Origin of the sequence: Streptomyces sp. CC53, from assembly GCF_001865245.1 — a bacterium.
Taxonomy (GTDB): Bacteria; Actinomycetota; Actinomycetes; order Streptomycetales; family Streptomycetaceae; genus Streptomyces.
Genome location: NZ_MKXB01000240.1, coordinates 1 through 8069, shown reverse-complemented (window position 1 = coordinate 8069; position 8069 = coordinate 1). Strand labels below are relative to the sequence as shown.

The 8069-nt window shown below is 76.1% G+C and carries 8 protein-coding genes; 6 read left to right on the top strand and 2 right to left on the bottom strand.

The window, feature by feature from the left end:
- Together BJP40_RS31180 and BJP40_RS31175 are read left to right on the top strand one after the other, a co-directional pair.
- The coding region (locus BJP40_RS31180) for a peptidoglycan-binding protein (protein WP_218153246.1) at positions 1-965 on the top strand (965 nt) is incomplete at its 5' end.
- A 190-nt stretch (positions 966-1155) separates the two neighbouring features.
- Positions 1156-1836: an HAD-IA family hydrolase gene (locus tag BJP40_RS31175; protein ID WP_071284391.1), complete on the top strand. Its 681-nt coding sequence runs from the start codon at positions 1156-1158 to the stop codon at positions 1834-1836.
- A gap of 12 nt (positions 1837-1848) precedes the next feature.
- Here the strand turns inward: BJP40_RS31175 and BJP40_RS31170 are convergent, their stop codons facing one another.
- Positions 1849-2433 (bottom strand): TMEM165/GDT1 family protein, encoded by a 585-nt coding sequence (locus BJP40_RS31170; RefSeq protein ID WP_071284390.1) that lies wholly within the window; start codon positions 2431-2433, stop codon positions 1849-1851.
- A 297-nt stretch (positions 2434-2730) separates the two neighbouring features.
- Positions 2731-3486 carry an ABC transporter permease gene (locus BJP40_RS31165; RefSeq protein WP_071284388.1) on the bottom strand — a complete coding sequence of 252 codons (756 nt, stop codon included), beginning with the start codon at positions 3484-3486 and terminating at the stop codon, positions 2731-2733.
- A gap of 416 nt (positions 3487-3902) precedes the next feature.
- Here BJP40_RS31165 and BJP40_RS31160 point away from each other — a divergent pair, with 416 nt between their 5' ends.
- The 4 genes from BJP40_RS31160 (at position 3903) to BJP40_RS33475 (ending at position 7889) form a co-directional block, all read left to right on the top strand.
- The gene (locus tag BJP40_RS31160; protein ID WP_071284385.1) at positions 3903-4568 is read left to right on the top strand and encodes an HNH endonuclease family protein; all 666 of its coding nucleotides are present in this window, start codon (positions 3903-3905) and stop codon (positions 4566-4568) included.
- 119 nt (positions 4569-4687) lie between these two features.
- Positions 4688-6445, top strand: coding sequence for an alkaline phosphatase D family protein (locus BJP40_RS31155; RefSeq protein WP_079171619.1), 1758 nt, complete (start codon positions 4688-4690; stop codon positions 6443-6445).
- Positions 6446-6518: 73 nt separating this feature from the next.
- On the top strand, positions 6519-6971 hold the full coding sequence (locus BJP40_RS31150; protein WP_071284382.1) for a DoxX family protein: 453 nt from the start codon (positions 6519-6521) through the stop codon (positions 6969-6971).
- 294 nt (positions 6972-7265) lie between these two features.
- Positions 7266-7889: a DedA family protein gene (locus BJP40_RS33475; protein WP_071267404.1), complete on the top strand. Its 624-nt coding sequence runs from the start codon at positions 7266-7268 to the stop codon at positions 7887-7889.
- Positions 7890-8069: the final 180 nt, after the last annotated feature.

The window sequence follows — 8069 nt, the reverse complement described above, 5'->3', positions numbered from 1 at the left end:
CTCCCCTGCCCGCTACCGCAGCTGCGCCGGTGGAGCGGGGCTGGGAGGACGCCCCGGTGGGCCCTCCGGCGCAGGGCGCGTACGGCGCCGACGCCGGGCCGATGCCGCCGGAGGCGCCCACCGGGGTGCTGCCGCCCGTGCCTCCGGGCGCGACGCACGCCCCCTCGCCTCCCTGGTACGGGCGCCCGGGCGCGGAGGCGTACGACATCGACGGCCACACCCTGGCGCTCCGCCTCGCACAGCAGGACGGCGGCGCCGGGGCGGGGCCGGACGTCACGCCGGGGCCCCGCAGGTCGCGGCGGCGCGACAATGTGCGCCGCCCCGCGGCGGGCGGGCGCGGAGCGGTCGCCGCCGCGGGTGTCGCGGCCGTCCTCGCGGTGATCGGCACGGCGGCGTTCGTGAGCGGTGCGTTCGACGCGGACGACAGCACCGCGGACCGGGTGGCGCCGGTGCCCAGCCTGAGCGTGGACCAGTGGCCGGTCGACGGCTCCCCCTCCCCCTCCCCCTCCCCCGAGACATCCTCCGAGGACGGCGACCCCGACGGGTCGGCGTCGCCTTCGCCCGCGACGTCCGCCTCCGCCTCGCGGGCCGCGTCCGGGCCGGCTGCCGCGTCGGCGTCCGTACGGACGGCCCCGCCCGTGGCGGCGCCGGCCGCCCCGCGCGACCCGGTGCCCGCGCGCCCCGATCCGGGGCGGGAGACCCCGGCCGCGCCGGGGAAGCAGACGCCGACGGCCGGCGGGTCCACCCTGAACCTGGGCGACCGGGGGCGGGAGGTCTCGGAACTGAAGCACCGGCTGCGGGAGGCCGGGGCGTACGGCGGTCCCATGCACGACCGGTACGACCGGGACGTGGAGCGCGCCGTCGCCGCGTACCAGCAGCGGGAGGGCGTCACCGGCGACCCCGGTGGGGTGTACGGCCCGGCCACCCGGGCCGCCCTGGAGGGGGAGACGGCAGGACGGGACTGACGGGCGCCGGAGGCGATTGGCGCTGCCCCTCCCCGCTTTGTATAGTGAAGAAACAAAGTGGAGCCCGCCCGTACTCCCTGACCGGCGGGCGGGCCCGCTTCGTCCTGCTTCGCGCCCGCGCGCCCTTCTTCGCGTCCTCTTCGTACGCTTCTCGCGCACGTCACCGCCCCGAAGACCGCTGGAGACCCCCATGACGGCAGCCGCCCCCGTGCCCGCCCCCGCCACCCTGACCGCGAGGGCCCTGCTCCTCGACATGGACGGCACGCTCGTCTGCTCGGACGCCGTGGTGGAGCGCGTCTGGCGCCGCTGGGCGGAGCGGCACGGGCTGGACCCGGACGAGGCGCTGAAGGTCGTGCACGGCCGCCAGGGATACGCCTCGATGGCGGTCCTGCTGCCCGACCGCCCCACGGAGCAGAACCACGCCGAGAACCGCGAGCTGCTGGCCGAGGAGACCGCCGACGTGGACGGCGTCGTGCCCGTCCCCGGCGCCCCGGCGTTCCTGGCGGCGCTCACCTCCCTCCCGCACGCCCTGGTGACCTCGGCCGACGCGGCGCTCGCGGCGGCCCGGATGGGCGCGGCGGGCCTGCCGATGCCCGCGGTGCGGGTGACCGCCGAGTGCGTCGGGGCCAGCAAGCCGGACCCGGAGGGCTTCCTGAAGGGCGCGGCGGAGCTCGGCTTCGCGCCGGAGGACTGCGTGGTCTTCGAGGACTCGGAAGCCGGCATCGCGGCGGGCCGGGCCGCCGGGATGCGGGTGGTCGGCGTCGGCCCGCGCGCCGCGGCCTTCGCGCCGGACGTCCACGTCGCGGACCTCACGCGCATACGGGTGGAGGCGGAGCCCGACGGGACGATCCGCCTCCGCACCGCGCCGTGACGGCGGCCCGCCTCAGCCCGCCAGCGCCTCGTACAGGCTGAACGCGGCCAGCGTCAGCATCAGTGCCGCCGCCACCTTGGTGATGATCCGCAGCGGCACGTACTTCATCAGCGTCCGCCCGCCGAGGATGCCGATGCCCGCGACCGCCCACAGCGCGAGGACCGCGCCGAGGCCCACCGACAGCGGGTCGTCGTAGCGCGCGGCGAGGTTCGCGGTCATGATCTGGGTGAGGTCGCCGAACTCGGCGACGAGGATCAGCATGAAGCCCGCCCCGGAGACCTTCCAGAAGGACTGGTCGGCCGGGGCCTTCAGCTGCTCCTCCTCCCCGTCGTCCTTCTTCAGCAGCAGCACCGCCGCGCCCGCGAGGAACAGCACGCCCACCAGGGCCTGCACCAGGCGGTGCGGCAGCAGGGTGAGCACGCTGCCGGCGGCGACGGCGAGCGCGACGTGCACGGCGAAGGCCGCGGCGACACCCGCGAACACGTAGGAGGCGCGGTAGCGGGTGCCCAGCATCAGGCCGGCGAGGGCGGTCTTGTCGGGGAGTTCGGCGAGGAGGACGACACCGAAGGTGATCGCCGTAATCGTCAGACTGAGCACGGGAGGGGTTCCCCAATCGGTCGGCGGCTCCGCCGCACCAGGGGTTCCACCGCCAGGGGAGGGGCGTCGCTCCGGCACGGCAGGGCCATGAAGGCATGACTCTGCTGGTGCCGAAGGTCTCGCTGGCGCAACCCGTCACGGGTCGGCCTCCGGGCGCCGGCCGGGCACGAGGCCCGGCAGTATGTCGACGGTCCGGCGAAGAGCTACTCCCCTTCTGCGCCCCCCAGGGTACGCGACGCCCCCGCGCGGCCCGCACCCGGCTGCCGGCAGACCGCCTCGCCCCCCGCCCCGTTGCCGTCAGGCCGCCGCACCGCCCGGCTCCTGCCGGTGCAGCCTGCCCCGTGCCACCAGCTCCAGCACCACGGCCACCGCCACCGCCTGCACCGCCATGAGGCCGACCAGCACGAACAGCTGCACCGCCCCCGCCTGCCACGGCGACGCCCCGCCCAGCAGCATGCCCACGAACGCCCCGGGCAGGGTGACGACCCCCACGGTCCTGGTCTGGTCCAGGCCCGGCAGCAGCGCGTCCGCCGCCGCCCGGCGCGCCACCTCCAGGCGCGCGTCCCGCTCGGTCAGCCCCAGGGCGAGGCCCGCCTCCACCTCGCCGCGCCGGGAGGCGAGTTCGTCGAGGGCGCGGCGCCCGGCGAGCACGGTGGCGGTGAGGGCGCCGCCGACGAGGATGCCCACGACCGGGACGAGGGTGATGCCCCGCGGCGGGACGAGCCCGGTCAGCAGCAGCGCGGCGACCACGGGGCCCACCCCCGCGGCGATAGGTGCGGCCGCCCACCACCAGGTCCGGTTGCCGGTGATGCGCCGCCCGGCCGTGCGGACGGCCACGCCGTACATGAGCAGCAGGAAGAGCAGCAGCAGCGGCACGGCCCCGACGACCCAGCCGATGGCCAGCGACACGGCGGCGAGCTGGAGGGCGGCGCGCAGTCCGGCGAGGACGACCTCGCGCGGCGGCCGCAGCCGGGCGAACGCGCAGACGGCGGCGGCGACGGCCAGCAGGACGGCGAGGACGGCACCGAAGGCGGGGTCGACCGGCAGCAGCACGGTCCCACCCTAGGCGTGCGGGCGCGGGAGGGCGCCGATCCGGCCGCCCAGGCGGTGTCCGCGCGCACAGACGGCCGGACGCAGGATCGGACCGGCCGACCGGAGGCGGAAGCGGCGGCGGCCGAGCGCACCGCCCGCAGCTTCGAGACCTCGTGCCGTCAACCGGCGCGGCCGGAAGCGGCAGCCGACGGCGGGAGACGCGTGCCGAGGCGGGAGACGCGTGCCGACGGCGGGGGGCGCATCCACCTCCCCACCCCGTTTGTGGCAGGCACACGACACACACCTTGATCTGACGTGTCCATGTCGCCACCCTGTTGCCTGGCGCCCATCCCCGCGCCACCTCGCACCACCACGATGGCCGGGCCCGCCCGCCGGGGCGGCGCGGCCACCACCCCCACGCCCACAGGGAGTCACGCATGTCCCGTGTCTACGCGCGTCACACGCGTCACGCACTGCGCCGCATCGCGGTGCTCGCCTCCACCGCCGCCCTCGCCGCCGCCGGACTGCTCGCCACCGCACCGCAGGCGCAGGCCGCCCCGCCGAGCCCGGTCAGCGCCTCCACGGCCCGGTCATACCTGAGCCAGCTCACCGTCCGGACGGAGGGCTCCACCTCCGGATACAGCCGCGACCTGTTCCCGCACTGGATCACCCAGTACGGCCAGTGCAACACCCGCGAAGTCGTGCTCGACCGCGACGGATCCGGCGTCGTCCTCGACAGCTACTGCCGTTCCGTCGGCGGCAGTTGGTACTCGCCCTACGACGGCGCCACCTGGTACGCCGCCTCCGACGTCGACATCGACCACATCGTCCCGCTCGCCGAGGCGTGGCGCTCCGGGGCCTCCTCCTGGACGACCACGCAGCGCCGCTCGTTCGCCAACGACCTCACCCGCCCGCAGCTGATCGCCGTCACCGACAACGTCAACCAGGCCAAGGGCGACAAGGACCCGGCCGACTGGATGCCGCCCCGCACCGCTTACCACTGCACCTACGCCCGCATGTGGGTGCACGTGAAGTACCACTGGGACCTGTCCGTGGACCCCGCCGAGAAGAACGCCCTCCAGTCGGTGCTGAACGGCTGCTGATACTCCGTCAACACGACGCGGGACGGCCGGTTTCCGTCGGGGGAACCGGCCCTCCCCCGCGACGGTCCGTACCGTACGGGTCCCGTACGGTACGGGCGGACGACGGAGGGACGACACACGTGGGTGCCGAACTGCGGCTCGGGCCGCTGCTGAGATACGTCGAGTGGCCACACGGCACCCGTGCGACGGTGTGGGTGGAGACCGGCCGGCCCTGCACCGCCGAGGTGCGCTGCGCGGACGGGGCCGGCGGGCGGGCCGGGACGTTCCAGGTCGCCGGGCACCACTACGCGCTCGTCCCGGTCACCGGCCTGACGCCCGGCACGACCACCCCGTACGACGTCCTCCTGGACGGCCGCCGGGCGTGGCCGCCGGCCGGCTCCCCGTTCCCACCCAGCACGATCACCACTCCCGGCCCCGGTACCCCGGGCCCGCGGCTGACGTTCGGCTCCTGCCGCTGGGCCGCGACGGGCGCCGAGGGCCGCACGCCCGCGGGGCCCGACGCACTCGGGGCGCTCGCCGCCCGACTGGCCGCCGACCCCGGGGCGCCACGGCCCGACGCGCTGCTCCTGCTGGGCGACCAGGTGTACGCCGACAAGCCGTCCAAGGCGACCCGGCGCTGGCTGGCCGCCCGGCGCGACCTCGACGAGCCCCCCGGCGCCCAGGTGGCGGACTACGAGGAGTACAGCCGGCTCTACGACGAGTCGTGGGGCGACCCCGAGGTGCGCTGGCTGCTGTCCACCGTGCCGTCCCTGACCATGTTCGACGACCACGACGTGATCGACGACTGGAACACCAGCGCCGCCTGGCTCGACGGCATGCGGGCCACCCCGTGGTGGCGGGAGCGCCTGCTGAGCGGGCTGATGTCGTACTGGGTCTACCAGCACCTGGGGAACCTCTCCCCCGCGGAACTGGCCGCCGACCCGCTGTACGCGGCGGTGCGCGCGGCTCCCGACGGCACGGAGGCGCTGCGCGGGTTCGCCGCCGAGGCCGACGCCGATCCGGCGCGGGCCCGGTGGAGTTACCGGCGGGACTTCGGCCGGACCCGGCTGGTGATGGTGGACGGTCGGGCGGGCCGGGTGCTGGACGAGGAGAAGCGGGCGGTGCTCGGCGCCCAGGACATGCGATGGCTGGAGGAGCAGCTCCTGCACGACCGGACGGACTGCGACCACCTGCTGGTCGGCAGTTCGCTGCCGTGGCTCCTGCCGCCGCTGGTGCACGACGCCGAACGGTGGAGCGCCGCGCTGTGCGGGGGAGCGCGCGGGACGCGCTGGGCCCGGCACGGGGAGACCCTGCGCCAGGCGTCCGACCTGGAGCACTGGGCGGCGTTCCCCGCGTCGTTCGACTGGCTGACCGGGCTGCTGGCGGAGGCGGCGGCGGGCGCGGACGCCCCGGCGACGGTGGCCGTGCTGTCGGGTGACGTCCACCACGCGTACGTGGCGGAGCCCGAGCGGCTTCCGGGAGCGACCGCCGCGCGGGTGGTGCAGCTGACCTGCTCGCCCATGCACCAGCGCATTCCGCAGGTGTTGAGGTGGGGCTTCCGGTTCGGCTGGAGCCGCGCCGGCCGGGCTCTCGGGCGGGCGCTGGCACGGCACGGGCGCGTGGGGCCCTCCGCGGTGGCGTGGCGCCGCACCGGCGGGCCGTGGTTCGGCAACCAGCTGATGACGCTGACCCTGCACGACAGGGAGGCGCGACTGCACCTCGAACAGGCGCGGAGCGGCGGCGCGCTGGTCCGCGTGCACGAGAGCGCCCTGACCGGCCCGGCAGCGGACGCGGCCGCGGTCGCCCGGCGGGGAACGGCCGCGGGCGCGGTGGGCCCACCGCGTGGGCCGGTCGGGGAGGCGACGGGCCGCCCGGTCGTCGACACCACCGAATGTTGAACTTGCAAGTATTAGTGAGGCTTGCCTAACGTGGAGGCGTCATCGGTGCCGTCCCCAGCCGAAGGAGCTTCCCATGTCCGCTGTCCGCACCCGTCTCACGCAGTTCCAGCCCTACGCGCTGGGCGTCTTCCGGATCGTCGTCGGCCTGCTGTTCGTGTCCCACGGAGCGCAGAAGCTCCTCGGCGCGCTCGGCGGTGTCGACGGCGCCGGGGCCTCGGTCCCTTCCGGGACCTGGCCGTTCTGGTACGCGGGGGTGATCGAACTGGTCGGCGGCGCGCTGGTCCTGGTGGGGTTCGGCACCCGCAGCGCCGCGTTCGTCGCCTCCGGTGCGATGGCGTACGCCTACTTCGACGTGCACCAGGCGCATGGCCTGTTCCCCGTGCAGAACGGCGGTGAGGCCGCGGCCCTGTTCAGCTGGGCCATGCTGCTGCTGGTGTTCACCGGGCCGGGCGCCCTGGCCCTGGAGGCGGTCTTCGGCTCCCGCACGCCGCAGGGCTCGCGCGGCGAGGCGGCGGCCACCGTCTGACCCGCCGCCCCCGCGGTGCCCCGCCGCAGCCGGGCACCGCCGGTCGCCCGCCCCCGGCAGCCCGACGCTTCCTCCCGCGACCCGCGGACGGGTCACGCCGTACGGAGCGCGGCGCACACGCCCTGCCGCGAGGGCCGCTGGACGCGCCCTCGGGCAGCACCGCGGGAGGGGACTTCGACACGGCGACGGGGCGGAAGGCAACCACCTCGCGCCCTGCCTGCTTCACGAGGGTGCCACGAGGCGTACGCTGTTCGGCGTTCTCAGGGGTGCAGCCGGGGTGAGCGGGAGTCAAGAGTGCTGGAGAGCGTGGGGTGGCTGGCCGCGAGCCCCTGGGTGTACGCCGCCGTCATCGTCTCCGTCCTGCTGGACGTGTTCCTGCCGGTGCTGCCCAGCGGCGTCCTGGTCATCACGGCCGCGACCGCGGCGACCGCCGCGACCGCCGCGGCCACACCCGCCGAGGTCTCCCTGCTGGTCCTCGCGCTCTGCGCCGCCTCCGCGTCGGTGGCGGGCGACCTGGTCGCCTACCGGCTGGCCTGGCGCGGAGGAGCCCGCCTGGACCGCGCCATCGCCCGGTCGCGGCGCCTGACCACGGCGCAGGAACGTCTCGGCACGGCGCTGGGGCGGGGCGGCGGGGTGCTGGTGGTCATCGCGCGGTTCGCCCCGGCAGGCCGCTCCGTGGTGTCGCTGGGAGCCGGCGCGGCGCGCCGCAGGGCCCGCGAGTTCGTGCCGTGGTCGGTCCTCGCGGGCGTCGCCTGGGCGTCCTACAGCGTGGGGCTCGGCTACTTCGGCGGCCAGTGGCTGGGCGCGACGTGGATCAGCGCCGGCGTGTCGGTGGTGGCGCTGTTCCTGGCGGGCAGCCTGGCGGCGTACGTCCTGCGCCGCCCACCCTCCGGCCCGGCACCGTCCCCGGCGGCGTAGCCCGAGCCGAGGGGGCCGGGTTCTTGGCGGCCCCGGCGTGCGTACGGCCCGGGGCGGGCATACGGGTTCCGGGTGTACGCCTGGCCGACCGGGCGCAGGGCTGGCGTGAGCCGTCCCGTCGGGGGCCGGACCGCGGGCACCCGAACCCTTGCCTCGTGCCGCAGGCCGGGCGCGCCGGAG

Bases quoted from the DNA above. Each gene is read 5' to 3' on its own strand.
- BJP40_RS31175 (WP_071284391.1), top strand. From the start codon at position 1,156: ATGACGGCAGCCGCCCCCGTGCCCGCCCCCGCCACCCTGACCGCGAGG.
- BJP40_RS31160 (WP_071284385.1), top strand. From the start codon at position 3,903: ATGTCCCGTGTCTACGCGCGTCACACGCGTCACGCACTGCGCCGCATC.
- BJP40_RS31150 (WP_071284382.1), top strand. From the start codon at position 6,519: ATGTCCGCTGTCCGCACCCGTCTCACGCAGTTCCAGCCCTACGCGCTG.